This window comes from Rhodococcoides corynebacterioides (assembly GCF_019834675.1).
GTDB lineage: Bacteria > Actinomycetota > Actinomycetes > Mycobacteriales > Mycobacteriaceae > Rhodococcoides > Rhodococcoides corynebacterioides_A.
Window position 1 is genome coordinate 56,809 of the sequence record NZ_JABUBU010000013.1, and the last position, 24,478, is coordinate 81,286.

A 24,478-nucleotide genomic window follows, 5' to 3' on the forward strand; every position below is an offset into this window, starting at 1 on the left:
GGTGAGGTGCGGGTGTGAGGTCGCGAACAGGGGAACCCGACGTTCGGGGTTCCCCCGGCGGGGGCACACGGGCATCACCACGCGCGGGCGCGGCTGTCGTGAGAGTTCAGGATCGTGCAGATGCGGTGTCGATGCGACAACGGTATCAGCCGCCGAGTCGTCGGGCAGGTCCGTTTGTCGCGTCGACCCACGGGAACGCCCGGACGATCCCGACGAAGGAGAAACACCGTGTTCGTCCCCGACGAGGCACCCGGCATCCATCGACTCTGCCGAGCGGTGACCAACATGTACCTGGTCGAGGTCGACGAGGGCATTCTCGTCGTCGACGCCGGTCTGCCGCGGATGTGGGGAGACCTGCTCTCGGCGCTGTCCCGGCTCGGACGGGGGCCCGCCGACGTCGTCGGGGTGATGCTGACCCACGCGCATTTCGACCACGTCGGGCTCGCCGCCCGGATCCGCCGCACGTGGGGCGTGCCGGTGTGGGTCCATCACGCCGACGAGACCCTGGCGCACCATCCGTACACCTACCAGCGGGAGCGGTCGCGGGTCCTGTATCCGCTGCGCCACCCCCGGTCGCTGCCCATTCTGGGGTCGATGGTCCTCGCCGGTGCGTTGCAGGTGCGGGGTGTGCCCGACGTCGTCCCCGTCGACGTCGACGCCGCCGTGCCGGGCTCGCCCCGCCTGATCGGGACACCCGGTCACACGTTCGGTCATGTCGCACTGCACTTTCCGGACCGGGACGCGATCGTCGTCGGCGACGCCCTGGTCACCGCCGATCCCTACACCGGGCGGACGGGACCACGCGTGGTTCCGGGCGCCGCGACGGCGAACGTGCAGCAAGCTCGGGCCTCGCTGGTCGCGCTGCGCGACGTGTCGGCCGGCACGGTGCTGCCGGGACACGGCGACGCCTGGACGCAGGGCCTCGACGACGCGGTGACCCTGGCGCTACGTGCCGGCTGACGTGGTGCGATCCAGCCAGTCACGCGTGAGCTCGACGGCCTCGGGGGCGGCCACCGCCGTCGCGTGGTCGTAGCCCGCGAGCTCGACGTACTCGGCCCCGGGAACCAGCGCGGCCGTGCGCCGAGAATCGTCGATGCGCTGGACGTCCCGCGAGCCGACCGAGAACAGCATCGGAATCCCGAGGCTGCGGACGGCGTCGTCGCTCAGACCGGGGTCCGCGTCCGACGCCCGGAAGTAGCCCGCGAGAGCCGCGGAGTCGTTGCGCAGGAACGCCGCTCGCGTTCCCGGATCGACCGGGAACCGGCGGCGCGCCGCCCACTCGTCGACGAATCCCGCCATACCCCGCTTGGCCAGGACGTCGGCGCTGCCGTCGAAGAACAGACCGTCGAGCGCGCCGCGTTGACTCCCCGCCCCGGCGCCGCCGATCAGCGCCGACGCGACCCGGTCCGGATGCGCCACCGCCAGGTGCAGGCCCGAGCGGCCCCCGAACGAATAGCCGACGTAGTGGACCGCTCGAACGTCGACCGCGTCGAGCACCGCCACGAGATCGGCGGTGACGCGGTCCATCCGGTACGCGTCCTCGCTCCGGGGCGCATCGCTGCGCCCGTGGCCGCGCTGGTCGACCAGGATCACCCGATACCTCTCGCGCAACGCCCGCACGTACCCGAACGTGCGCCAGATCTGGTGCGAGAGCAGGCTGCCGTGTACCAGCAGCACCGGCGGGCCGTCGGGTGCGCCGGTCACCGTGTAGGCGATGCGCGTGCCGTCGTCGGGGTTGATCGCGAAGTCCACGGGGGTCAGTCTCTCAGGCCTGCGCCAACCCCTCCGTGTACTAGGTCGGGGCCAGCCCCTCCGTGTGCTAGGTCGGGGCCGGCCCCTCCGTGCATCAGGTCGGGGCCAGCCCCTCCGTGCATCAGGTCGGGGCCAGCCCCTCCGTCGACAGGTGGAGGCGCCGCGTCACCCCCAACCGCTCCAGGAAGTCGACGTCGTGACTCACCACGATCAGCGCCCCGCGGAACGAGCGCAGCGCCGAGACCAACTGCTCCCGTGACGCGAGGTCGAGATCGTTCGTCGGCTCGTCGAGGATCAGCAGCTGCGGTGGGGGCTCGGTCAACAGCAGGGTGGCCAGGGCGGCCCGCACACGTTCGCCGCCCGAGAGAGTTCGGACGGCGGCCTCCGCCCGGCGACCGCGAAAGAGGAACCGGGCCAACCGCGTTCGGATCTCGGTGACGGTCGCGGTGGGCGCGACGGCCGTGACGTTCTCCACGACGGACAGCGCGTCGTCCAGATCGTCGCGACTCTGCGTCAGGTACGCCGAGGGCACGTCGGGCCGCAGCGCCCGGAGCAGCGTCGTCTTCCCGGCGCCGTTGTCCCCGGTCACCGCGACGCGTTCCGGTCCGATGACGGTCAGCCGGACCGTGCGCCCGGGAAACCGCCCGCCGCAGTCGATCTCGATGTCTCCCGTGTCGACGACCGTGCGATCGGAGTGCACCCCGGTGCCGGGCAGGTCGACCACGATCTCCGCGTCGTCGCGAATCGCGTCCCGCGCGTCGTCGAGTCGCTCGCGCGACTCGGACAACCGCTTCTCGTGCCCGAGCCGATAGCGCGCTGCGGATTCCTGCGCGGCGCTCCGGCGATTGTGGGCCACGATCCTGGGCACCCGTTTCTCCCGGTCGGCCTTGTCGCCCATCTTCCGTCGCCGATCGATCGTGGTGCGGGCGTCCTGCAGGTCGCGGTGCTGCCGACGCACGTCCTGCTCGGCTGTTCGCGCCGCGGCCAGGGCGGCGTCCTGTTCGGCCTCGACGGTGGCGCGGTAGTGCGAGAAGTTCCCGCCGAACAGCGTGATCGAGGCCGGTTGCTCACGGACCGACCGCATCTCGGCGATGCGGTCCATCGTCTCGAGCAGGGCGACGTCGTGGCTGACGACGATGACGGTGCCTCCGCGGGCGGCGATGGCACGGCGCAGGGCCTCGCGCGCGCGGCCGTCCAGGTTGTTGGTCGGCTCGTCGAGCAGCAGCACGTCGGGACGGCGCAGCATCTGCGCGGCCACCGCCAGCTGCGTCGCCTCGCCGCCGGACAACGTGTGCATTGGACGGTCGAGATACGCTGTGCCCCCGAGATTCACGTCGAGCCCCACCGAACTCAACGTGGCCAGGCTGCGTTCCTCGACGTCCCAGTCGGCACCGACGACGTCGAAGTCCGACGGCCGCGTCGATCCGCGTTCGATGCGGGCCAGCGCGGCGCGGACGTCGGCGATGTCGAGCCGGTCGGCCACCGTCGGCACCGTCTCCGCGTCGGGCCGCTGCGGGACGTAGCCGAGGGTGCCGCGGACGGTGACGGAGCCGGACGACGGCGTGATGCGGCCCGCAATCATCTGCAGCAGAGTCGATTTGCCGGACCCGTTGGTTCCCACCAGGCCGGTGGTGCCGACCGGGAACGTGACGGTCAGGCCGTCGACGACGGTGCGCCCGTCGGGAAAGGAATACGTGAGGTCGGTGACGACGACCGACGACGCTTCGGACGAGAGGGATCGGGACATGGAGAGACCTCGAGAGGAGTGACGTGGCCACCGCGACGATTCGTCGGTGGGATCCGCACTACTGCGAGGTGATCACTCGATGCTGTCCGTTCGTCCGGGAACACGGTCGTCGTCGAGGGTAGGGACGGCGTCGACGGGCCGTCAAGGCCATTACGGGACGAGCGCCTCGCGAGCCCGCCCCGATCCGCGCGCGGTCCAGTGATCCGCCGGTGTTGCAGCGCGCGCGGACCGCGGGAGGCGACGCGGATCGGGCGGCGCAGAGCGCGACGGCGTGTGACCGTCGGACCCGTGGGGCACTATCAGCACGTGCCTGCTGCGATCACTCGTCACCCGGTCCGTCGTTCGGCGTCGTTCGGCGCCGCCGTCCTGGTCCTCGCCCTCGTGGCGTCGGCGTGTTCCGGTGAGCCGCCGTCGCAGGTCAGGACGCTCGCGAACCGGTTCGCCGAGGCGCTGAGCGCGCAGAACGTCGCGGCCGCGGCCGAGATCACGTCGGACCCGGCCGCCGCCACCACGGCGCTGGACGGCATCTACGCCGGACTCGGGGGCGTCGGCGACGTCACCGCCACCCCACGCTTCACGGTCTCGCGGGCCGACGAGGAGCAGCAGACGTTCACGCTCTCGGCGTCGTGGTCGTTCACGCCGACGGAGGCCGATCCGCCGAACTCGACGGCGTCGAGCAGTGCGGCCGCATCCGCGACGACCACCACCACGTCCGCCCCCACCGCCACCGAGCGGGTGTGGACGTACACCACGGAGGGGTCGGCCGCCGACCGCGGCGCCGGCCTGCAGGTGACCTGGAACCCCGGCACCGTGGTGACCGGACTGACCCCCGACACCACGGTGCGCTACACGACGCTCGCCGCGGACCGGGTTCCCCGCGTGCTCGACGCCTCGGGCGCGCCGCTCATGTCGCAGCAGGTGGTGACGCTGGTGAACCTCGACGCGTCGGCGAACGCCGGGGCCGTCGCCGCGTTGGTGTCGCCCTTCGCACCCACCGTCACCGCGGAGTCGCTGGGGGAATCGCTGGCGACGGCCGGTGGATCCCCGGTGACGGCGGTGACCCTCCGCGAGGAGGACATCGCGCCCATCGAGTCGCTGCTCGCCGCGGTTCCCGGCGTGACCCTGTCGAAGCAGACCCGGCTGTTGACGGACAACCGCGCACTCGCCTCTCCGGCGCTGAACGACGTGGCGTCCGTCTGGCAGGAGCAGCAGGACGTGACCGCCGGCTGGGCCGTGCAGCTCGTCGGACCGGACGGCGCCCCGACCCAGCGGCTGACCGGTGAGGACGCCACGACCGGTGACGACATCCGCGTGTCGCTGGACACGTTGCAGCAGCTGAAGGCCGAGAACGCGCTCACCGCGCTGCCGAACGCCGCGGCCATCGTCGCCCTTCGCCCGTCGACCGGGGACGTCGTCGCCGTGGCGCAGAACGCCGCCGGGGACGCGCAGGGCCCGCTCGCCCTCACCGGGCTCTACCCGCCGGGCTCGACGTTCAAGACGGTGACCACCTCGGCCGCGCTGCAGGCCGGCGAAGTCACGCCGGACACCGTGGTCCCGTGCCCCGGATCGGCGAACATCGAGGGGCGGACCATCCCGAACGACGACAACTTCGACCTGGGCTCCGTCCCGCTCACCACCGCGTTCGCCCGGTCCTGCAACACCACGATGGGACAGCTCGCCGTGGGACTGCCGGACACCGCGCTGCGGGATGCGGCCGCGCAGTTCGGACTCGGCGTCGACTACGTGACGCCGGGACTGACCACCGTGACCGGCAGCGTCCCGCCGGCCACCACGCCGGCCGAGCGGGTCGAATCCGCGATCGGGCAGGGCGCCGTGACGGCGTCGCCGTTCGGGATGGCCCTCGTGGCCGCGTCGATCGCCGACGGCAGCACGCCCTCGCCGGTCATGATCGTCGGCCGACCGGGGACGGCGGACAGCACGCCGGAGCCGGCTCCCGCGCAGGTCACCGAGCAGATCCGGGCGATGATGCGGGAGACGGTCCAGAACGGGACGGCGTCGGAGCTGCGCGATCTCGACGGCCTGCTCGGCAAGACGGGGACGGCGGAGGTGGCCGGCGGGCCGGCACACGGGTGGTTCGTCGGCATCCGCGGCGACCTGGCGTTCGCGGTGTTCGTCGCGGGCGGGGACTCCTCCGCGCCTGCCCTGGCGGCCGCGGGGCGGTTCCTGCGCTGACTCGGTCGCCGGATCCGCTGCGGGGTGCGGTCACACCGGCGGTGTCACCGGCGCCGACCCGGCGGTCACATCTGCGCCGACCCGGCGGTCCCACCGGCGCCGACCCGGCGGTGACCGAACCGTGACCGCTCCGAGCGCTCTCCGTGCTGTGTTACTCGTGTGACTGATGTGATTATTGGGACATGGCTCTGCGTCCCCGGTACGTCGTCGCGCTGCTCGCAGTGTTCGTCTCGCTCGCGACGATTGCCTCGTTCGTGGTGCACAAGCCGCGCAGCGAGGCCGCCGTCATGGTGGACCGCTTCGTCGCCGCCCTCGACCAGCGCGACGTGGCCGCGGCCGCCGCGCTGACGTCCTACCCCAACGCCGCGGCCCATACCCTCGAGGAGATGTTCGACGCGATGGGCCCCGGTGTCGCCACCCGGCGCGTGTCGCAGTACATCGGCCTCGGCGACGCCTCCGGGTTCTTCACCATCGACACGTCCTGGACGTTCGGCGAGCCCCGGCCCGGCGACGACCGCACCTGGCACGTCACCACCCAGGGAACGGCCAAGAAGCTGGGCCCGGGCTGGCGTATCGCGTGGGATCCCACCGTGGTCCTGCCGCAGTCGGGGCCGGACGAGACCGTCCGCTACACCCGCACCGACGCCCCCGCGCCCCGGGTTCTCGACGCGTCCGGCGAGGTCATGATGACCGCCCAGAACGTCGCGTCGGTTCGTCTCGACCCCGCGGCCACCCCCGATCTGCCGGCCAGCGCGGCCCGTCTGGCCGACGTCATCGACGTCGTCGCGCCGCTCATCACCGCGGACTCGCTGCTCGCCGACGCGGCGGCGGCCCCCGGCGCCGTGCTCACCGCCGTGAATCTGCGCGCGGACGACTACGCCGTGCTCGAGGACGACCTGCGGGCCATCCCCGGCGTGGTCCTCTACGCCGAGCCGAAGCTGATCGCCTCCGATCGTCGGCTGAATTCGCCGGTGCTCGACGCTCTGCGCACCGTCTGGCAGGCGGACCGCGATGCCACGGCGGGCTGGGCCGTGCAGGCCACCGACGCCGACGGCGAGGTGACGCACCTGGCCGGATTCCAGGGGCCCGGCACCCCGGACCTGACGTCCTCACTGGATCCCGCGCTGCAACTCGCCGCGTTGAACGCCGTGGTCAGCGTGGGGACGCCGGCATCGATCGTCGTCGTGCGGCCGTCCAGCGGCGCCGTCGTGGCCGCTGCGCAGAACAGTTACGCCAACGACCAGGGCGCGCCCGCCTTCACCGCCCTGCATCCGGCCGACGCGGTGCGCGACGTCGTCGCGGCCTCGGCGGACCGTCAGGGCATCGACTTCGCCGACGCCGCACGGCAATTCGGCCTCGGTGTGTCCTACGACCTCGCCGGGCTCGAGACGGTGACCGCGACGCTCCCCGACGGACGGACCGCCGTCGACCAGATCCGCGGCGCCTCGCTGTCCTCCTCGCGCGGGCAGTCCGGTGACGTCGCGGTCACCCCGTTCGGGCTCGCGCAGATGGCCGCGACGGTGGCCCGCGGATCCGCCCCGGTGCCGTTCGTGGTCGACGGTCGCCCGGCGACGGTGTCCTCGGCCGGGTCTCCCGTCCCGGGAGACGTGCTGAGCGGACTCCGTCGAACGCTGGCCGACGACGCGCGCAAGGCCGGCATCGCCGACCCCGCCGTGATCGGCCTCTCCGGTGACGGCGACGACGGCCGCTGGTTCCTCGGCACCCGCGGCGACCTGGCGTTCGCGGTGCACATCGAGGACGCCGACGGCACCGACGCCGCCGCGCGGATGACCAATCGCCTGCTGCGGGAGATGGCCGCTCCCAGCGAGTGACGGCGTCGCCACTACGCTCGAGAAGTGACCGTCGGTAACGTTCTGCTGCTCGTCGTGGCGGGCTTCGGCGCCGGCCTGGTCGGGTACGTGACGGGGCTGGCGTCGCTCGTGTCCTATCCCGCGCTCCTGGCGGTGGGCCTGAGTCCGGTGGCCGCGAACGTGACCAACACCGTCGCCCTCGTCGGCGCCGGGGTGGGCGCCACGGCGTCGTCGACCAAGGAACTCGCGCGCGGCGGTCGCGCGCTGCTGTGGTCCACGCTGTGGGCGGCGCTCGGCGGTCTCACGGGCGCCGCGATTCTGCTGCTCGTGCCGGGGGACTCGTTCGAGACGCTCGTCCCGTTCCTCATCCTCGTGGCGTCGGCCGCGGTCCTGGCCCAGCCACGAATCCGCCTGCTCGCCGGGACACGGACGTTCCCCGTCGCCTACCCGGTGTCGTTGTTCGCGGTGGCCGTCTACGGTGGCTACTTCGGCGCCGGAGCGGGCGTGGTGTTCATGGCGCTGACCCTGATCTGCACCGCAGAGCCCGTGTGGCGGGCGGCGTTGCTCAAGAGCTACCTGCTGGGCGTGGCCAACCTGGTCGCGGCGGTGCTGTTCGCGTTCTCCGGCGAGGTGCACTGGCTCGCCGCCGGCGCGATGGCCGTCGGCGCGATGGGCGGCGGCGCCGTCGGGCCACGGCTGGTGCGCCGCGTGCCCGCCGGCCCGCTGCGTGTGGTGATCGCGCTCAGCGGCATCGGGCTCGCGCTGTACCTCTGGTTCTGACCCGCGCCAGCGCACGCCACCCGAGCAGGAACACCGCCAGCGTCACCGACGCCACGATCACGAAGCTGACCGCCGTCCCCTCGCCGGTCAGACGCCGAACGACCATGCCGCCCACCACCGTCGCCACCCACACCAGCACGCCGGTGGGGAGGACGAGCAGCGGGGCGAGCTTGTTCCGGTACAGCGCGACGGTGGCCACCCACCCGACGGCCAGCCCGACCAGGAACGGCCACGCCGTGCTCAGCGTGCCGCCGACGGTGACGCCCTCGGCGTGGCTGCGACGTCCGACGGCGGCGAAGACGAGCACGAGCACGACGTCGAGCGCGACGGCCAGGGCGAGCACGCGCGTCGTCGACGGGCGGGTGGCGGTGGTCATGGGCACCAGGATAGAGATCGCCGAACGCACGTCACCCCCGCCGGCGGAACCGACGGGGGTGACGTGGTGCGTGCTGGATCAGGCCTGCAGGCCGGCCTCGATGTCGAGGTTCAGCGTGATCTTGTCGCCCACGACGGCGCCGCCGCCCTCGAGCGGCATGTCGATGCTGATGCCGAAGTCGCGACGGTTGATGGTGGTGGTGGCCTCGAAGCCCGCGACCGGACCGTTGCCCATGCCGGCGTTGACGCCGTTGTACTCCACGGTGAGCTCGACGGGCTTGGTCACGCCGTGCAGCGTGAAGTCGCCGGTGAGGACGTAACCGTCGCCCTTCGGGGTGACCGAGGTGGAGCGGAAGGTGGCGGTGGGGAACTTCTCGACCTCGAAGAAGTCGGCGGTCTTGAGGTGGCCGTCGCGCTGCGCGTTGTCGGTGGTGATGGAGGCGACGTCGATGTCGGCGGAGATGGCGGTGACGCCGCTGTCGTCGACGGTGATGGAGCCGGAGAAGTCCTGGAAGCGTCCGCGGACCTTGCTGACCATGAGGTGACGAACGGTGAAGCCGAGGGTCGAGTGCGTGGGGTCGATGGCCCACGTACCGGCGGTGAGCTGAGGAACGGTGACTGCTGCGGTCATGACGAACTCCTGGTGTGTTGAGGTTTCAACCGACACCGTACACAACCGGACCGCGGTCCGCATCTATTCCCCGGCGGTGGTGCGCTCGCTTTCCTGCTCGAACTCGGCCCGCGCGTCCTCGAGGCGGTGCGATCGGAACAGCGCCAGGAACACCACCCAGCCGACCACGGCCACCAACACGAAACTCACGACGCGGTAGACCAGCGCCGCCGCCACGGCCTGCGAGGCGCTGATCGACGCGGCCGTGGTCAGGGTGGCGATCAGCGTCGCGTCGACGATCACCAGGCCGCCCGGCGCGCCGGGAATCGAGCCGACCGTCTTCCCGGCCGAGAACACCAACAGCAAGCCGTAGATCGTCGGGTCGGCCCCGACGGCGAAGCACGCCAGGCCCAGGCAGGCCACGTCGGCGAGCCGGTGCACCGCGGAGAACCCGGCCGCGGCCGCGGCGTCGCGCGGACCGAGCCGCACCGACGTCACCTGATCGACGACGGCGTCCAGCCGGGCCCGGCCCGCATCCGGCGCGTTGCCCCGAATCGCGTTGTATTTCGCGAGTCCCCAGCGCCCGACGGCCACGATCGACCGAGGATGGGCACGCACGTAGCGGACGGCCACGACCAGGGCGACGACGCCCGCCACGGGAAGAATCAGGGTGGTGGTGTTGGCGCTGCCGCCCACCAGCAGGGCGCCCGACACCCCGAGCAGGGCGAGTCCGAGCGCCGCGATGACTCCGGAGATGGCCAACTGCCACGACGCGACCACCGGGCTCGCCCCCCAGCGTCGTGTCTCGCGGTAGGTGAAGGCGGTCGAGAAGACCTGGCCCGCGGGCAGCGTCACCGACATGGCCGTGCTGGCGTAGATCACCGACAGGGAGCGTCGCTGGCTCACCCGCACACCGCCGGCGGCGAGCAGTTGCTTCTGCACCCGGGCGAACGCGGAGAGCGACACGGCCTGAGCGACGACGCACGCGAGGGCGATGCCCCAGTGCATCTCGGTCAGCGCCCGCCAGGACTCGTGGAGGCGGGGAGCGAGGTAGACGCCCTCCCCGATCAGCAGGGCGAGCAGGGCGACGGCGAGGACCCAGCGCACCCACCGCCAGTGGCGTCCCGACCGGGATTCCCCGGACGGACCGTCGTGCTCGGGGGATGCCACGACGGACAGCGTAACGAACCGAGACCGGCCGACCACGCGTCCGTCGGGCTCGGGTGACGAGCGAGACCGGTCAGCGCGGATCCGGATAGACGACGGGGGTGGCCAGATGCGTGGCGCGACGGCGGCCGCGCAACTGCACCTTCTCGCCGAGTTCCCAGTGCGACTGCTCGTCCTCGTCGGCGAAGTACAGCGCCGAGGTGGACGCGAGAACTCGGCTCGGCTGGAACTTCGCGAGCTCGGTCAGCCGCGACGCCTCGTTCACCGGGTCACCGATCACGGTGTACTCGAAGCGCTCCTGCGCGCCGATGTTGCCGGCCACCGCCAACCCGGCGGAGACGCCGATGCCGATGTCGAGGCCCACGATGCCGTGCAGCTCGGAGCGCAGTTCCCGCGCCGCGGACAGCGCCGCCGTCGGCGCGTCCGGACGGTCCAGCGGCGCCCCGAAGATGGCGAGCGCGGCGTCGCCGACGAACTTGTTGACGAACCCGTGGTGACGATCGACCACGTCGACCACGACTCGGAAGAAATCGTTGAGCAGGTCGACCACCTCGCCCGGCGGCCGTTCCGACGCCGCCGCGGTGGAGCCGACCATGTCGACGAACAGCACGGCGACGAAGCGCGTCTCGCCGCCGAGTTCGGTGCCGAACTGCAGCGCCCGACGCGCCACGTCCTCGCCGACGTGCTGACCGAACAGCTCGCGGAGCACCTTGCGCTCGGACGAGTCCTGCATCATCCGGTTGAACCCGACCTGCAGACGCCCGATCTCGCTGCCGTCGAACACCTCGACCTGGACCTCGGTGTCGCCCCGCTGCACCCGCTCGATCGCCCGGCGCAGCTGCCGGATGGGATCGGAGATCTGACTCGCGGTCAGCATCGACAGGCAGAACGCCTGCACGATGGCCAGGATGCACAGCAGCGCGATGGCGATGGCCAGCGCGTCGGGGGAGAACACCAGGTCCGTCGTGAGCTGCGTGGCGCAGAGCAGCAGGATGCCGGTGACGGGAATGAGCGTCCCCAGCCCCCACGTCATCGCCATGCGGGTGCCCACGCCGGGCGTCATGGTGCGGTCGAACCGGCCCTCGCTGAGTGCCTGCGCCGCGACCGGCCGCAGGATGCGCTCGCCCAGCATGTAGGTGAAACCGAAGGTGATGGCCGCGGCCATGGCCACGGTGACGGCCACCGCGACGGCCAGCGACGGCATCTCCGCCGCCGTGAGCACCATGAACAGGATGCCGCCCACGATCCACAGCACCAGGTGCACGATGGCCTGGCGCAGCGGGGCGTGCAGCGCCGCCATCTGCTCGGCGCGCGTGGGCGGGCCGCCGCGCAGCTGCCAGTGCATGACGCTGCGCAGCATGATCGCCGCCGTCACCAGACTCACCACGGCCGCGAAGACGAGGTACGCGCCGAAGATGACGACGTTGCGGACCCGGTCGACGACGATCGACTGGTTCTCCGGGATCGGCAGGCCGTAACGCACGAAGGCGAAGACCAGGATCGCGCCCAGCAGATTCGCGAGCAGCATCGATGCCAGGTACAGCGGCCAGCGACTCCGGAGAGTCCTCTCGACCGCACGCACGGGCACCAGCACAGGACAAAACTTACCGGGGCCGACCGACACCGGAGCACCAACCGTCCCCGCCGGTCCGGAAGCGGTGGTCGCCGCTCGTCCGATGTGGTTACGCTCGGTCGGTGACGGACGATCCGGCGGCCTCGGTACATCCGATCGTGCGGGTCGGCGCGGCCTGGACGTGGCGCCTGCTGGTGCTCTTCGCGGGCCTGGTCGCCCTCGGCATCGTGGTGCAGCGTCTCGAGAGCGTGGTCGTGCCCGTCGGGCTGGCATTGCTCGCCTCGGCGCTACTCCTTCCGCTCGTCGACTGGCTGCACCGGCGGGGCATTCCGCGGGTCCTCGCGGTGGTGGTCGCGGTGCTGGGCAGCATCGGGCTCGTCGTCGGCATCCTGACCTTCGTCGTCGAGCAGTTCATCGAGGGCCTGCCGGCCCTCACCGACAAGGTGACCGGCAGCATCACCTCGCTCCAGCAGTGGTTCACCGACGGTCCGCTGCACTTCAGCCAGGACCAGATCCGGTCCGCGGGCGACTCGGTGGTGCGGTCGCTGCAGTCCAACCAGGAGGCGCTCACCTCCGGGGCGCTGACCACCGCGGCGACCATCGGCGAGATTCTCACCGGAACGCTCCTCCTGCTCTTCACCCTCATCTTCTTCCTCTACGGCGGCCAGCAGATCTGGGAGTTCGTCACCCGGCTCGCGCCGACGCGTGCACGTCGCCGCGTTCGCGTCGCCGGCAGCCAGGCGTTCGGCTCGCTGGTCGGGTACGTCCGGGCCACCGTCGTCGTCGCGGCGGCCGACGCCGTGGGCATCGGCGCCGGGCTGGCCGTCCTGGGGGTGCCGCTCGCGCTGCCCCTGGCCACGCTCGTGTTCATCGGAGCCTTCGTCCCGATCGTCGGCGCGGTGCTCACCGGGTTCGTCGCGGTGCTGGTGGCGCTGGTCAGCAAGGGTCTGGTGACGGCGCTGATCGCCCTCGCGATCGTGGTGGCCGTCATGCAACTGGAAGGGCACGTCCTGCAGCCGCTGCTGCTCGGCCGCGCCGTCCGCATCCACCCGCTGGCGGTGGTGCTCGCCATCGCGACCGGCATCGTGTTCGCCGGCATCATCGGCGGGCTCCTGGCCGTGCCCCTGGTCGCGATGGCCAACACGGCGGTGCGGTCGCTGCTCGCCGACGACCCCGAGGACGCGTACGACGAGCTCGCCGAGGCCGACCCGTCGCAACCGATGTTCCCGGCCGACGCCGCCGACCCCGTGCCCGAGACGCAGCGGTTGCGAAAGGGTGAGATCGACGGCGACACCGACTGACCCGGCGGGCGCCGACGGGCCGCTCTGGCGCGCCGCGGCGGCGTTCCGGCTGCTCACCGTGGTCTATGCGGTGGGATTCCACCTGGTGGTCCAGGACGAGTACGACGTCGGCTGGTCCCACGCCCTCGTCGCCGTGGTGGTCCTGTGGTCCGGTGTCGCCGTGACCGCGGCGGTGACACCGTCCGTCCGACCGGGATTCGTCGCCGCGGATCAGCTGATCACCCTCGCCCTGATCGTCTCGACCGTGGCGGTGGCGGGACCCGACTGGCGACGCGACCACCAGGTCCTCCCCACCACGATCTGGGTGGCGAACGCCGTGGTCGCGGCGGCGTTGCTCGGCGGTCCTCGCGTCGGCGTCGCGTCGGCCCTGACGATGACCGTCGCCATCGCCGTCGTCCGGGGGAACCTCGACGCCGACCTCTGGCGCGACTCCACGGGGCCGATCCTGCTGTCCGTCGGTCTCGCGCTGGGCCTCGCCGCGCGGATCGCGCGATCCGCACGGGCGCGTCTCGACGAGGCGGTCGCCCTCGCGGCGGCCACCGCCGAGCGGGAGCGGCTCGCCCGCGAGGTGCACGACGGCGTGCTGCAGGTGCTCGCGCTGGTCAACCGGCGGGGCCGCGAACTCGGGGGACCGGCCGCGGAACTCGGCACGCTCGCCGCCGAACAGGAGCGCGCACTGCGGAAGCTGCTGTCCGGCACCGCAGCTCACGACTCCGACACCCGGGGCGGCGCCGGTGACCTCACGGCTGCCGTGCGGGCCGTGGTGGGTCCCGAGGTGACGGTCGCCGCGCCGTCCGAGCCCGTGACGGTCGCGGGCGACCTCCGCCGGGAACTGGTCGCCGCGGTCGTGGCCGCCGTCGACAACGCTCACCGACACGCGCCCGACGCCGCCGTGTACGTCTCCATCGAGGACGACGGGAACGCCGTCGTCGTCAGCGTGCGTGACGACGGGCCCGGCATCGACCCCGCGCGGGTGGCGGCCGCCCGCGCCGAGGGCAGGCTGGGCATCGCGTCGTCGATCGTCGGGCGTCTCGAGGCGGTGGGCGGACGCGCCGAGCTGATCACGGGACCAGGGGAAGGAACGGAATGGGAACTGACGGTACCGATCACGTGATCTCCGTGATGGTGGTCGACGACCACCCGCTCTGGCGGGACGGCGTGGCGCGCGACCTCGCCGCGCGCGGCCTCGAGGTGGTCGCGACGGCCGACGGCGAGTCGGCAGCGGCGCGTCGGGCCGCGGTGACGGCCCCGGACGTCGTGCTCATGGACATGAACCTCGCGGACGGGGACGGGGCGTCCGCCACCGCCGCGGTGATCGCCGCGTCGCCGCGCAGTCGGGTGCTGGTGCTGTCCGCGTCGGGCGAGCGTGACGACGTCCTCGCGGCCGTGAAGGCCGGGGCCACAGGCTATCTGGTGAAGAGCGCGTCGGCCGAGGAGCTCGAGGCGGCGGTGCGTGCCACCGCTCGCGGCGACGCCGTGTTCACCCCGGGACTCGCCGGACTGGTGCTCGGCGAGTACCGGCGCATGGCCGCCGGTCCCGAGGCGCCGCCACCCGAGCACAGCCTGTCCGCGCGGGAGACCGAGGTACTGCGGATGGTGGCGAAAGGGCTGACCGCCAAGCAGATCGGGGCCCGACTGCACGTCAGCCACCGCACGGTGGAGAACCACGTGCAGTCGACGCTGCGCAAGCTGCACCTGGCCAACCGCGTGGAACTGACCCGGTGGGCCGTCGAGCGCGGCCTCGACTGACGGTCCCGGCGGAACGGACGGATCGGTATTCTGGCGGCATGGACGACAGGGAACTGCGGGTCAGCGACGCCGAGCGCAACCACGTGGGCGAACTGCTGCAGCGTGCCGTCGGTCAGGGAATGCTGTCCCTCGGGGAGTACACCGAACGGATGGACACCGCCCTGGCCGCGAAGACGCGCGGGGAACTGAACGCCGTGCTGATCGATCTGCCCGGCATCCAACTGTCGGGTTCGACTGCGCCGGAATCGATCTCGCGTGGGCCGGTGGTGTCGTCCGTCGGCGGCGCGGACGAGGCCACGGTGAAGGCGACGCTGTCGTCGGTCACCCGGTCCGGCGCGTGGGACGTGCCCCGCCTGCTGCGGGTGCGCTCCCGCATGGGGTCGGTGACGCTGAACTTCGTCGACGCCACCGTGCATTCGTCGACCGTCGTCATCGACGTGGACGACTACATGAGCTCCGTCTCGATCATCGTGCCCGAGGGTGTGTCGGTGAACATGGACGGGCTGCAGGCGGTGGCGGGCAGCGCCGAGAACAAGGTGCGCGGTCGCCGCGACGACTGTTCCCTGCACCTCGAGATCCGGGGGCGGACCCGCATGGGATCGGTGACGGCCAAGCACCCCTTCGGCGTCACCATCAAGCGCATGCTCGGCTGACTTGCCCCGGTCGAACTGCGCAGGTTCCGGTCACTTGCGCGGGGTGCAACCGGTGAGGATGGCGGGAACCCGAGTAGGTCCGCACCTGCGCAGGTTCTGGTCACCTGCACGGGTTGCAACCGGTGAGGATGGCGGAAGGCTGAGCGGGAACCACTCGAGTAGACGCCGGGGGCGAGTGCGTAGTTTCCCCCATTCCGGGCGGGTCCGCGACGGGCGAGCATCGAGTCATGACTCCTGCTCCCGCTCCTCTCACGGTCCATGCCCTGGCCGGCGAGGTCGCCGCGCTGCACCAGCGTCTCGGCCGAGTCGCCCACGACCTCGCCCGCCTCGCCCAACCTCAGCCGCAGACCCAGCCTTATTCGTCGGCCCAGCTCCCCCCGCCGATCCAGCCCCCGAATGTCGCCCGGCCGCCGCTGCCCTCACCGCCGCCGCTGCCCTCACCACCGCCGCAGTACCGGCCGCCGACCCCGCCCCGAAGCGCGCCGCCCGCCCCGCCCGTGCCGACCGTTCCGTGGTGGCAGCGCGACGGCGTCGTCAGCCGCATCCTGGCCGTCGCCGGTGCGGCGGTGACCCTGGTCGGCGTCGTCATGCTCGTCGTCCTCGCGGCGCGTGCGGGATGGTTCGGACCCCCGCTCCGTGTCGCCGCCGGCGTCGCGGTCTCCGCGGGGCTGATCGGTGCGGCGTCCCGCGTCGTGTCTCGGCCCGGCGGTCGGATCGGGGCCGTCGCCGCAGCCGCGGCCGGGTTCGCCGGTCTCTACCTCACCGTCGCCGCGGTCACCGCCCTCTACGGCTGGGTGGTCGCACCGCTCGGCGTCGTTCTCGGGCTCGGTGTCGCCGCGCTCGGGGTCACCGTCGCGCTGCGCTGGTCCTCGCAGCTGCTGGCCGTCCTCGTCGTGGCGGGGGTGGCTCTCCTCGCGCCGGTGGTGACCGGTGGCCTGTCCCCGGCCCTGCTGGTCGCGCTCGTCGTCGTCCATCTCGCGGCCGTCCCCGTCGACGCGACACGGTCCTGGGCCGTCCTGCGAGCGGTCCGGACGGCACCGGTCGTTCTCGCGCTCACCGTTGCGGCCGCGTCGATCTCGATGGGCGCCGACGGTCCGCGCTGGCCGGTTCTGCTGGTGGCGGTCGCGGCGTTCGTCGGCGCGGTCGCGTCGGCTCGACTCGTCCTGCGCCGCAGTCCGGCCGACCCGACCACACTGGCCGGCGTCGTCGCCACCGCGGGAACCCTGCTGGCGGCGGCGAGCCTCCTGCCGCGGCCCGTGACCACCGTGGTGGCCGTCGCGGTCGCGCTGACCACCGGATTCCTCGTGCTGCAGAGCGATCGACCGATGTCGACGCGGGTCGCCTTCGCCCTCCCCACCGCCCTGGCCGCCACGGTGGCCGTCGTGGCCGCCACCCCCGGCGACCTCGCGTTTCCCGCCCTCATGGCGGTGGCGTGCGCGGCGATGATCGCCGCGCACCGGCTGTCGTCGCTCCCCCTGTACGGCATCGGGGTGGCGCTCGCCGCGCTCGGCGTGGCCGGATACGCCGACGCATGGTCGCTCGACGCCACCCTCTCGCCGTCGGCGGCCACGACTCTCGGCGGCTGGGCCGTGGTCGGCTCGATCGCGGCCGTCGCGACGACGATCACGGGATGCGTCGTCGGGTTCCGGATGCTGCCCGACGAGGCGGTCCGCGTGATCGTCGCCGGATGCTTCGCCGTGGTCGGGCTCGCCGCGGCGGTGACCACCACGGTCGTCGCCGGTGCGCTGCTCGGCGGCCGGGCGGGCGCGGTGGCCGGCCACGGGATCGGAACGGTGCTGTGGACCTCCGTCGCCGTGGCGCTGCTCGCGCGGGGACTGGCACGCCCGAACCACGCTCGCACGCTGCTCGCCGCGGGACTCGCGGTGGCGGGCGCGGCGCTGGCGAAGCTGTTTCTGTTCGACCTCGCCGCGACCGGCGGGGTCACCCGGGCGATCGCGTTCCTGGTGGTCGGCGCCCTACTGCTCGCAGCCGGCACCCGCTACGCGCGGGTGTTCGCCGAGCGGCTGGGCACCGGGCCCGGAACGACGACGGCGCGGCCTACTGCCGACGCTGACGCGCCAGCAACTCGCTGACGCTGATCGCGCCCGACTGCCCGTGATGCCGACCCCCACCGTCGGCCTCGCGGGCACGACGGCGTCCACCTGCGGGCGGGGTCTGCCCCGGCGATGTGGTGTCCGGCGCCGGGGCGTCGGGTGCGGGGGAGTCGGGTGTGGCGGGCGCGGTGGCGTCCGGCGCGGGGACGTCGTCCTCCGAGGCCCGATCGGGGACTTCCGACGCCGGGGCAGGGATGTCGCGGTCGCGGGTGTCGCGGGCAGGGGTGTCGCGGGTGTCGGTGGAACCCAGGCGCAGGCCCGCGATCCAGGCGTCGAGGTCGGACCCGGCGGTGCCGTGGTCGCCGTTCGAGCCACGACCGTTCGAGCCACTGCTGTTGGAACCATTGCCGTTGGAGCCGTGCCCGTTCGCGCCATTGCTGCCGGTGCTGCCGTTCGACCCGTTCCGCCCGGTGGTCGACGGCGCCGAGGGCGTCGGGGACGCCGACTCGGCGGCCGGCTCGTCCCGCGGGGCGACGCGACGCTCGGTGGCCGGCGTGCGCAGCTCGGCCAGCCAGCTCTCGATGGGCCGCGGCGATTCGCGACGGGGACCGTCCGCTCGCGCGGGCGTGGGGCGAGTGGGTTCGTGTCGGACTGGCTCCGCCGGACGGGGCCGCTCCGGCTCCGCCTGCGCGGGAACGGGCCGCTCCGGCTCCGCCTGTGCGGGGCGGGGGCGCTCCGGCTGGGCCGGGACGGTTCGGGCGGGTTCGGGACGGGCCGGCTCGGACCGCACGGGGCCCGGGACGGACCGCGGGATGGGTTGGGTCAGCGGTTCCCGGACCCTGGCCGGCTCGCGCACGCGGGCGGGCGGCGGAACGGTGCCGATGGCGACCACCTCGGGGACGTCGGCCGGGATGCGGTCGTCGTCGAGGATCGGCTCGCCCAGACCCATCTTCTCCTGCAGTCGCTTCATCCACTGCGGGGCCCACCAGCAGTCGTCGCCGAGCAGCTTCATGGTGGCGGGCACCAGGAACATGCGGATCAGCGTCGCGTCCACGATCAGCGCGAAGATCATGCCGTAGGCGATGTACTTCATCATCACGAGCTCGGAGAACGCGAAGGCGCCGGTCACGACGATGAGGATGAGCGCGGCCGCGGTGATGATGCGTCCGGTGTGCGAGGTGCCCACGCGAATCGCCTCGGAGGTGCTGGCGCCGCGAGCGCGGGCCTCGACCATGCGGGAGAGCAGGAACACCTCGTAGTCGGTGGAGAGGCCGAAGATGATCGCGATGATCAGCACCAGCACCGGGGCCATGATCGGGCCGGGAGAGAAGTTCAGCAGCTCGGACCCGATGCCGTCCACGAAGATGAACGTCAGGAAGCCCAGCGTCGCGCCGAGCCCCAGCGTGGTCATGAGGATGGCCTTGAGCGGCAGCACCAACGAGCCGAACGTGAGGAACATCAGCAGGGTGGTCACCAGAACCACCAACGTCGCCATGAGGGGTAGTCGGTCGATCAGCGCGGTGATGGAGTCCTGCTCGATCGCGGGAGTACCGCCGACCGAAAGGCGAACGCCGTCGGGAACGTCGATCGAGCGGATGTAGTCGATGGCCGGAGTCGACACGTTGCGGTCGACCAGGCCCGCCGAGAGGACGGCGACGCCGTTCTCGTTGCGGTCGATGGAGAAGCGTTCCACCAGGCCGGGAGCGTTGGAGGCCTCGCGGAGCACGGCGCCGAGCTGCGGTCCCTCCGCGTTCTCGAGCACGATCTTCAGCGGCTCGGTGCGGTAGGTCGGGAAGTTCTCGTCGAAGACGTTCTGCGCGACGCGGGTGGGGTTGTCCGGCGGCAGGTAGGTCTCGTTGATGCCGCCGAACTTGATCGAGCCGACGGGAAGGGTGACCAGGAGCAGGCCGAGCACGATCGGCACGGTGACCTTGATCGGGTTGCGCATCACCCAGCGGGTGAGGCGGCCCCACCGGCCGGCTTCGATCTCCTCGGTGGTCTTGGTCTGACGCATGCTCTTGAGCCCGAGCATGTCGATGCGCTTGCCCAGCACCGAGAGCATCGCGGGCAGGATCGTGATGGCGGTCAACGCGGCGAGCGCGACGGTGGAGATGGCGCCGAACGCGACCGACTTGAGGAAGCCCTGCGGGAACAGCAGCAGCCCGCCGAGGCTGGCGACGATCATCGTCGCCGAGAACACGACCGTCCGGCCCGCCGTCATCACCGAACGCTGGACCGCCTGGCCCGTCGTGCGTCCGTCGGCGAGTTCCTCACGGAACCGACTGACGATGAACAGCGCGTAGTCGATCGCGAGACCGAGGCCGATCAGGGAGACCACGGGCGCGACGAAGCTGTTGACCGGCACGAAGTTGGTGAAGAACCGCACCATGCCGTTGGCGGCGACCACGGTCAGACCGCCGATGACCAGCGGAAGAGCCGCGGCGACGACGCCGCCGAACACGAAGAAGAGCAGGACCCCGACCACCGGGATGGCGAGCAGTTCCATGCGTTTGATGTCGCCGGCCATGGTGTCGTTCAGGGCGCCCGCGATCGGCTGCAGACCGGCCAACTGCACGTCGACGCCGGGAATCTCGAAGGCGTCCTTGACGTCGCGGAAGTTGTTGGTCAGCTCGGTGTCGTTGTCGCCCACGATCGCGAAGGTCGCGATCGCCTTCGTCTTGTCCGGCGACGCGAGCGCGGGGAGGCGTTGCTGGAAGTAGCTGACGTTGATCTTGGCGATCTTGTCCGGGTGCTCGGCGACCATGGCGTTCTGGGCGTCGGCGATGGTGCGGGTGAACTCGGGGTCGTCGACCGTCGACCCGGCGGGGGCGGTGTACAGCGCGACGACGTCACCGGAGCTGTCCCGGCCGAAGGTGCCGTCCGCGGTGCGGGCGGCGTGCACGGACTCCGAGCCCGGATCGTCCCACCCGCTCTGGCTCAGGTGGTCGTTCAGGCTCGCGCCGTACGCGGCGAGGCCCAGCAGGAACGCCACCATGACACCGAGCACGGTGAACCGCGCCCGGTGAACCAGGTTCCCCCATCTCGAGAACAACTCAGGACACTCCTTGACGCCCGACGAGCAGGGCGGACAGCGGACGGAACGGCTGGAGCCAGGCACCCTCGTCGGGCAGGGCGTCCAGGCTCACGCGCGGCAGCGGCTCGCGGAACACACCCGCGATGTCCTCGAGGTCGACGAACTCGAGCGTCTCGGACGCGACGGCCCAGCTGGCGTGTTCCCGGAACCCGAGGACCTGCACCGGAATCCCGGCGGCGGCGAGCTCCTCCAGCGGGACCCGGAAGGCCTGGCCGTCGGCGGAGGCGACCACCACGCCGGCGAGACCGTGATCCTGCGCGCGGAGGTCGATGTGGGCGAGCATGTCGGAATCGACGTCGCTGTCCTCGTCGATCTTCGGCTTGGCGAAGACCGCGAAACCCACGTTACGCAACGCCTCCACCCATGGGCGGACGACGTCGGCGCTGCCCTGGGCGATGTTGGTGAAGACGGTGGCCTCGGGTTCGAGGGTGGCCGTCTCGCGGGCGGAGAGCTCGGCGGTGCGGCCGAGCAGCCATCGACCAAGCGCATCGAACCGCGGCCGGTAGGCGGCGGTGGGACGGCCACCGAGGATCGCGCCCAGTCCCATGTCGAGATTCGGGGCGTCCCACACCAGCAGCACCCGCTTGGTATGGCGAGAATCACCGCCGTCGGGAAGCGCGACACCGTCGCCACGTACGTCGTCGACGCTCGGGGAATCCAGGCTCATTCTCGGTCTCTCGCTCTCTGGGGGCGGCGGCTCGGGGGCCGACGCGGGTCAGGCCCGGGGTGTCCAGACGAATTCGGTGACCGCGCGGTCCACCCGCCTGGCCTTGTCCTCGAACTTGGTCACCGGACGATCGACCGAGACCGGCGACCCTTCGACGGTACGGGTGCTCGGATCGAACGGCAGGCGGGTCAGGCTCGGCTCGGCATCGCCGACCTCGGCGATCCACTCGGCGTAGTCGGCGTGGTCGGTGGCGACGTGCAGGATGCCGCCCGCGCGGAGGCGGTCCGAGATCGACGCGAACGTCGACGCCTTGAGGAAGCGACGCTTGTGGTGACGAGCCTTGGGCCAGGGGTCCGGGAAGAACACCCGCACCGCCGTGAGAGAGCGCGGGGCGACCATGTTCTCGAGGACGTCGGCGGCGTCACCGCGCAGAATGCGCAGGTTGGTCAGCCCGGCCCGCTCGACGCCCTGCACGGTCTGCGCGATGCCGGGGCGGTAGACCTCGACGGCGACCAGGTTCACGTGCGGCTCCGCGGCCGCCATGGCCAGCGCCGCGGTGCCCGTGCCGGACCCGATCTCGAGGACCAGCGGGGCGGATCGGCCGAACCACGCGTCGCCGTCCAGCGGCTCGTCCGCTACCTCGCGGCCGATCGTCGGCCACATCCGGTCCCAGGACGCCTGCTGCGGCTCGGTGAGCGCGCCGCGGCGCGACCGGAAACTCGTGACCCGGGGATACAGACGGGAGCCGCCGGTCGGGACGTCGCCGGCGGGGCGCTCGTCCAGGGCACGGGGTTCTGTCATGGCCACCAGTGTCCCTCATTCGGACGCTCGATCCCAGTCGGGTCTCGACCCGAGGTCGAGACTCCGGGTGGGATCACGACGTTTCGGGCGGCGTCACAGCGTGCGTGCGACCATGTCACCGCTGCGCGCGACGGGGGGTCGGCGCACGAGGGAGTGCGGACGGGCTCGGCGTCTGCACGAACGGGGGGAGCAGCCGTGTCCGACGAGCAGACGAGTACCGACGCGTTCGCGGAGGCGGTGCGGAGGGTGACCGCGGCCACCGACGACGACGCGATCGCGGCGGTGATCGCCCGCGCCGGCGGAGGCGTCGTCACCGGCGTCACCGGGCGACCGGGGGCCGGGAAGTCGACGCTGATCGCCGCTTTGTCCGAGCGCGGCGGGTCGATCGTCGCGGCGGGCCCGCTGCTCGAGGTGCACGGTGTGGACGCACCCGATGCGCCCGCACCGGTGCTGGACCAGGACGTCCTCCTGCACGTGGTGGCGCGCGAGATCACCGCCGCGGACCGCGCGCTTCTCGCCGCGCGGGGGTCGGCGCCGACCCTGACGGTCGTGGGGCGCCCGGACCTGCCGTTTCGCCCGAGCGTGCCGGACCGGTCGGGCTCGGCGAACGCGGCCCCGGTCCGCGGCGACGACCTCGACGCGATCGTGCGGTGGTGGGAGGCGGCGCGGATCGAGGCCCGACGACGTCGTCACCGGGTGCTGTGCGGCGACCTCGAGATCGTCGCGGCGGCGCGGCCGGCGACCCGTGCGGCGGTCGAGACCTTCCTGCGCGACCCCGTGGTGATGTCGGTGCGGGGCTCGCGATGATCACCGAGCGGCCCGACGTCGCCCGCGTGCTCGCGCGCTATCGCCCGGCCGGAGATCAGGCCGTCGACGGGTCGATCGCCGTGATCGTCGCTCCCGGGATCGACGGTGATGCGGTGCGGCGTGCCGTGGGGCTCTCGGGTGGTGGGCGACCCGGGGTCGCCGGGACCGTCGTCGTCCTGCCCGATCCGACGCTGCCGGTCGGCCGGGAGATGGCGGACCGGCTGCGCGGACTCTCGCCGCAGACGACGGTGATCGTGGTGGACGACGGCTGCGCCGACACCGTGCGGACCGACGTCCTTTCGCGGGTGGCGCACGTCCACCGGGTCACGGTCACCACGACCGATGCGCTCCCGGCGGCGGTGCGCGCGGAGTCCGCGCCGGTCGCGGACGAGCCCGGTGCCGACGACGCGGCGCCGCTGCGGGCGGCGCGCACGGCACTGCTCGCGGCGGCGCGGGCGGACACGGCGGCGGCCGAGGTCGAGGCACTCCGGGAGCGTCGGCGACGCGTGGCCGCCGATCGTCGCGAGGCGGGGACGTCGGATCCGCGTCGGGCGGCGGCGCACACCCGGGTGGAGTTGGCGCATCGCATCGGGGAACTGCGCCGTGCCCTGACCGGGCAGGTCCTGGAGGTGATCGACGACGCGCCGAGGATGCGTCGACGTGCCGGGGGTGCGGGCGGTGCGGCGGTGGTGACGACTCTCGTCGAGACCGCGTCCGACGCTCTCGCGCGCGACACCGCCGCCGCGGTGGCCCGGCTGCTCGGTGGGCCGGCGCCGACGTCGGTGCCGGTGGTGGGCCGCACCGACGTCGCCCGGCCGCGGCCCGACGTGCGGTTGAGCGCCGACGACGGGGTCGCCGTCGTGCTGGCCCTGTCCGCGGGCGCGGGGGCCGGGCGCGCGTCGACGTGGGCGTTGGGAGTCGGCGGTGTCGGCGCGGTCGTGCTCGGGGCGACCGTCGCGGCGGTGCTGACGGCGGTGGTGACGTGGTCGCGTCGGCGGTCGGGACGGGTGCGGACCGAGCGTCGCTGGGCGCTCGACGTCGTGGCCGACACGGCCGCGGCCTGGGAGCGCGACGTCGCCGTGGCGGTGATGACGGCGGAGGCGGAGGCGGCGGATCGTGCGGCCGCGGCGGCGCGGGAGGACGCCGCGCGCCGGGAGTCCGAACTCGCGGGTATCGACACCGAGATTCGGCGGGTCGGAGCGCGGGCGGCGGCGCGGGCCGCCGCGTACGAGCGTGACCTGGCGGTGCTCGACGGTGCGCTCGCGGAGATCGCCGGAGCGCGGGCGGGTCGGTGACGCGAGCACGGGAACCGACGGGCGCTCGGCTGCGTCCAACGACCACGAC

At 72.5% G+C, this 24,478-nt stretch carries 21 protein-coding genes; 11 read left to right on the top strand and 10 right to left on the bottom strand.

Annotation, left to right across the window (positions count from 1 at the left end):
- Positions 1-228: 228 nt before the first annotated feature.
- Positions 229-960 (top strand): MBL fold metallo-hydrolase, encoded by a 732-nt coding sequence (locus HQ603_RS13425; protein WP_222685018.1) that lies wholly within the window; start codon positions 229-231, stop codon positions 958-960.
- Here HQ603_RS13425 and HQ603_RS13430 read toward each other — a convergent pair.
- From HQ603_RS13430 to HQ603_RS13440, 3 genes are read right to left on the bottom strand one after another with little or no spacing between them, the layout of a single operon-like run.
- Positions 946-1,752, bottom strand: a complete 807-nt coding sequence (locus tag HQ603_RS13430; protein WP_222685019.1) for an alpha/beta fold hydrolase — start codon at positions 1,750-1,752, stop codon at positions 946-948. The genes HQ603_RS13425 and HQ603_RS13430 overlap by 15 nt on opposite strands.
- 5 nt (positions 1,753-1,757) lie before the next feature.
- Entirely contained in the window at positions 1,758-1,874 is a 117-nt protein-coding gene (locus HQ603_RS19260; RefSeq protein ID WP_222685020.1) for a hypothetical protein, read from the bottom strand.
- The gene (locus HQ603_RS13440) at positions 1,874-3,499 is read right to left on the bottom strand and encodes an ABC-F family ATP-binding cassette domain-containing protein (protein WP_222685021.1); all 1,626 of its coding nucleotides are present in this window, start codon (positions 3,497-3,499) and stop codon (positions 1,874-1,876) included. The genes HQ603_RS19260 and HQ603_RS13440 overlap by 1 nt, the downstream gene beginning before the upstream one ends.
- A 306-nt stretch (positions 3,500-3,805) precedes the next feature.
- Between HQ603_RS13440 and HQ603_RS13445 the strand changes: the two genes are divergently transcribed.
- The 3 genes from HQ603_RS13445 to HQ603_RS13455 all read left to right on the top strand — a co-directional run bounded on the left by HQ603_RS13445 (position 3,806) and on the right by HQ603_RS13455 (position 8,283).
- On the top strand, positions 3,806-5,692 hold the full coding sequence (locus HQ603_RS13445; RefSeq protein ID WP_371831054.1) for a penicillin-binding transpeptidase domain-containing protein: 1,887 nt from the start codon (positions 3,806-3,808) through the stop codon (positions 5,690-5,692).
- Between the two features lie 182 nt (positions 5,693-5,874).
- Complete coding sequence (locus tag HQ603_RS13450) at positions 5,875-7,524, top strand: penicillin-binding protein (protein WP_222685022.1); 1,650 nt, start codon at positions 5,875-5,877, stop codon at positions 7,522-7,524.
- 24 nt (positions 7,525-7,548) lie between these two features.
- On the top strand, positions 7,549-8,283 hold the full coding sequence (locus tag HQ603_RS13455; protein WP_222685023.1) for a sulfite exporter TauE/SafE family protein: 735 nt from the start codon (positions 7,549-7,551) through the stop codon (positions 8,281-8,283).
- Here the strand turns inward: HQ603_RS13455 and HQ603_RS13460 are convergent.
- The 4 genes from HQ603_RS13460 to HQ603_RS13475 form a co-directional block, all read right to left on the bottom strand.
- The gene (locus tag HQ603_RS13460) at positions 8,246-8,659 is read right to left on the bottom strand and encodes a DUF3054 domain-containing protein (RefSeq protein ID WP_222685024.1); all 414 of its coding nucleotides are present in this window, start codon (positions 8,657-8,659) and stop codon (positions 8,246-8,248) included. The two genes, HQ603_RS13455 and HQ603_RS13460, sit on opposite strands and share 38 nt — an antisense overlap.
- A 78-nt stretch (positions 8,660-8,737) precedes the next feature.
- Entirely contained in the window at positions 8,738-9,289 is a 552-nt protein-coding gene (locus tag HQ603_RS13465; RefSeq protein WP_222685025.1) for a YceI family protein, read from the bottom strand.
- Positions 9,290-9,352: 63 nt separating this feature from the next.
- Positions 9,353-10,438 (bottom strand): lysylphosphatidylglycerol synthase transmembrane domain-containing protein, encoded by a 1,086-nt coding sequence (locus HQ603_RS13470; protein WP_222685026.1) that lies wholly within the window; start codon positions 10,436-10,438, stop codon positions 9,353-9,355.
- 70 nt (positions 10,439-10,508) lie between these two features.
- Positions 10,509-11,972 (bottom strand): adenylate/guanylate cyclase domain-containing protein, encoded by a 1,464-nt coding sequence (locus tag HQ603_RS13475; RefSeq protein WP_222685054.1) that lies wholly within the window; start codon positions 11,970-11,972, stop codon positions 10,509-10,511.
- A 158-nt stretch (positions 11,973-12,130) separates the two neighbouring features.
- Between HQ603_RS13475 and HQ603_RS13480 the strand changes: the two genes are divergently transcribed.
- The 5 genes from HQ603_RS13480 to HQ603_RS13500 all read left to right on the top strand — a co-directional run bounded on the left by HQ603_RS13480 (position 12,131) and on the right by HQ603_RS13500 (position 17,804).
- Positions 12,131-13,309 (top strand): AI-2E family transporter, encoded by a 1,179-nt coding sequence (locus HQ603_RS13480; protein WP_308126522.1) that lies wholly within the window; start codon positions 12,131-12,133, stop codon positions 13,307-13,309.
- A complete protein-coding gene (gene macS / locus HQ603_RS13485) occupies positions 13,284-14,423 on the top strand; it encodes a MacS family sensor histidine kinase (RefSeq protein ID WP_222685028.1) in 1,140 nt (379 codons plus the stop codon). Before HQ603_RS13480 ends, macS begins: the two co-directional genes overlap by 26 nt.
- Entirely contained in the window at positions 14,396-15,058 is a 663-nt protein-coding gene (locus HQ603_RS13490; protein ID WP_222685029.1) for a response regulator, read from the top strand. The genes macS and HQ603_RS13490 overlap by 28 nt, the downstream gene beginning before the upstream one ends.
- A gap of 38 nt (positions 15,059-15,096) precedes the next feature.
- Positions 15,097-15,711, top strand: a complete 615-nt coding sequence (locus HQ603_RS13495; protein ID WP_222685030.1) for a DUF1707 SHOCT-like domain-containing protein — start codon at positions 15,097-15,099, stop codon at positions 15,709-15,711.
- A gap of 227 nt (positions 15,712-15,938) precedes the next feature.
- A complete protein-coding gene (locus tag HQ603_RS13500; protein WP_222685031.1) occupies positions 15,939-17,804 on the top strand; it encodes a DUF2339 domain-containing protein in 1,866 nt (621 codons plus the stop codon).
- Here the strand turns inward: HQ603_RS13500 and HQ603_RS13505 are convergent.
- The 3 genes from HQ603_RS13505 to trmB are packed head-to-tail and all read right to left on the bottom strand — an operon-like array spanning position 17,770 to position 22,327.
- Positions 17,770-20,817 (bottom strand): MMPL family transporter, encoded by a 3,048-nt coding sequence (locus HQ603_RS13505; protein WP_222685032.1) that lies wholly within the window; start codon positions 20,815-20,817, stop codon positions 17,770-17,772. The genes HQ603_RS13500 and HQ603_RS13505 overlap by 35 nt on opposite strands.
- Before the next feature lies 1 nt (position 20,818).
- Positions 20,819-21,526, bottom strand: coding sequence for an NYN domain-containing protein (locus HQ603_RS13510; RefSeq protein WP_222685033.1), 708 nt, complete (start codon positions 21,524-21,526; stop codon positions 20,819-20,821).
- Positions 21,527-21,574: 48 nt separating this feature from the next.
- The gene (trmB, locus tag HQ603_RS13515; protein WP_222685034.1) at positions 21,575-22,327 is read right to left on the bottom strand and encodes a tRNA (guanosine(46)-N7)-methyltransferase TrmB; all 753 of its coding nucleotides are present in this window, start codon (positions 22,325-22,327) and stop codon (positions 21,575-21,577) included.
- Between the two features lie 195 nt (positions 22,328-22,522).
- Here trmB and HQ603_RS13520 point away from each other — a divergent pair, with 195 nt between their 5' ends.
- Together HQ603_RS13520 and HQ603_RS13525 are read left to right on the top strand one after the other, a co-directional pair.
- Positions 22,523-23,134, top strand: coding sequence for a hypothetical protein (locus tag HQ603_RS13520; RefSeq protein WP_222685035.1), 612 nt, complete (start codon positions 22,523-22,525; stop codon positions 23,132-23,134).
- Positions 23,131-24,429, top strand: coding sequence for a hypothetical protein (locus HQ603_RS13525; RefSeq protein ID WP_222685036.1), 1,299 nt, complete (start codon positions 23,131-23,133; stop codon positions 24,427-24,429). The genes HQ603_RS13520 and HQ603_RS13525 overlap by 4 nt, the downstream gene beginning before the upstream one ends.
- The last annotated feature ends 49 nt before the right edge of the window (positions 24,430-24,478 follow it).

Bases quoted from the DNA above. Each gene is read 5' to 3' on its own strand.
- HQ603_RS19260 (WP_222685020.1), bottom strand. From the start codon at position 1,874: ATGCACGGAGGGGCTGGCCCCGACCTGATGCACGGAGGGGCCGGCCCC.
- HQ603_RS13440 (WP_222685021.1), bottom strand. From the start codon at position 3,499: ATGTCCCGATCCCTCTCGTCCGAAGCGTCGTCGGTCGTCGTCACCGAC.
- HQ603_RS13450 (WP_222685022.1), top strand. From the start codon at position 5,875: ATGGCTCTGCGTCCCCGGTACGTCGTCGCGCTGCTCGCAGTGTTCGTC.
- HQ603_RS13460 (WP_222685024.1), bottom strand. From the start codon at position 8,659: ATGACCACCGCCACCCGCCCGTCGACGACGCGCGTGCTCGCCCTGGCC.
- HQ603_RS13465 (WP_222685025.1), bottom strand. From the start codon at position 9,289: ATGACCGCAGCAGTCACCGTTCCTCAGCTCACCGCCGGTACGTGGGCC.
- HQ603_RS13490 (WP_222685029.1), top strand. From the start codon at position 14,396: ATGGGAACTGACGGTACCGATCACGTGATCTCCGTGATGGTGGTCGAC.
- HQ603_RS13495 (WP_222685030.1), top strand. From the start codon at position 15,097: ATGGACGACAGGGAACTGCGGGTCAGCGACGCCGAGCGCAACCACGTG.
- HQ603_RS13500 (WP_222685031.1), top strand. From the start codon at position 15,939: ATGACTCCTGCTCCCGCTCCTCTCACGGTCCATGCCCTGGCCGGCGAG.
- HQ603_RS13510 (WP_222685033.1), bottom strand. From the start codon at position 21,526: ATGAGCCTGGATTCCCCGAGCGTCGACGACGTACGTGGCGACGGTGTC.
- trmB (WP_222685034.1), bottom strand. From the start codon at position 22,327: ATGACAGAACCCCGTGCCCTGGACGAGCGCCCCGCCGGCGACGTCCCG.
- HQ603_RS13525 (WP_222685036.1), top strand. From the start codon at position 23,131: ATGATCACCGAGCGGCCCGACGTCGCCCGCGTGCTCGCGCGCTATCGC.